Here is a 1016-nt window from a genome sequence, read left to right as displayed (position 1 = left end):
GCGGTGTGTCCGCGGTGGTGATTGTAGGTGTGGAGCCAGCCGGGGAAGGCGTCGCGTCGTTCCTGCTCTGATTGGTAGGGGCGGGCGTAGGCCCACTCGTCCAGGAGTGTGCGGTTGAGGCGTTCGACCTTGCCGTTGGTCTGGGGCCGGTAGGGCCGGGTTCGCTTGTGGGTGATCCCGGCTGCGGCGAGCAGGTCACGCCAGTCGTGGGAGCGGTAGCAGGAGCCGTTGTCGGTCAGCACCCGCTCGACGGTGATCCCGCAGGAGGTGAAGAATTCCTGGGCTCGGGCCCAGAAGCCGGTGGCGGTTTCCTTCTTCTCGTCGGCGAGGATCTCGCTGTAGGCGAGGCGGGAGTGGTCGTCGACGGCGGTGTGGATGTAGCTGTAGCCCGCGTTCTTACGGGTCCTGCGGCCGGCCTGGCGGCCCAGGACCTTGTGCCCGCCGCCGTCGGGGATGTTGCCGAGCTTCTTGATGTCGACGTGGACGAGCTCGCCTGGCCGTTCGCGTTCGTAGCGGCGTATGACACGTCCGGTGGCCCGGTCCAGATGCGCGAGGCGCGCCAGACCGAACCGTGTCAGCACCCGGTGCACGGTCGAGGGCACCAGGCCCAGGAGGTGGGCGATGCGGGCAGGACCCCACCGCCGGGCGAGCCGGACCTTGATGATCCGCCGTTCGGTGCGGGTAGGCGTCCGGCGTGGGCTGTGGTGAGGGCGGGAGGGCCGGTCCGCCATCCCGGCCTCGCCCAGGGCTCGGTAGCGGTCGGCCCACCGCTGGGCGGTGGTGGGTGAGACCTGGAAGCGTTCGGCGGCCCGCCGCAGCGGCCAGCCGTCCTCGACGACGCAGCGGGCCAGGCGGAGGCGTCCGGTCTCGGTCAGGGGTGCATTACGGTGGGGCACGAGGGCCTTTCTGGTCGGTGTAGACGTCGCAATCCACACCGAACCCGGAAGGCCCTCACCCGTTCAAGATCCCTCAGCCGAGAGCTGCATCACCCGTCCACAACCTCCCGGGGCAATACA

The 1016-nt window shown here is 69.6% G+C and carries 1 protein-coding gene; it reads right to left on the bottom strand.

What is annotated here, in order from left to right:
- Positions 1–896 (bottom strand): IS481 family transposase (locus IG90_RS0138680; protein WP_030596068.1); only part of this gene is annotated, 896 nt, incomplete at its 3' end.
- Positions 897–1016: the final 120 nt, after the last annotated feature.

Origin of the sequence: Streptomyces anulatus (genome assembly GCF_000721175.1) — a bacterium.
GTDB classification, from domain to species: Bacteria; Actinomycetota; Actinomycetes; order Streptomycetales; family Streptomycetaceae; genus Streptomyces; species Streptomyces anulatus_C.
Note: the sequence above shows the minus strand (reverse complement) of the source record. Positions and strands in the feature narration are given on the sequence as shown.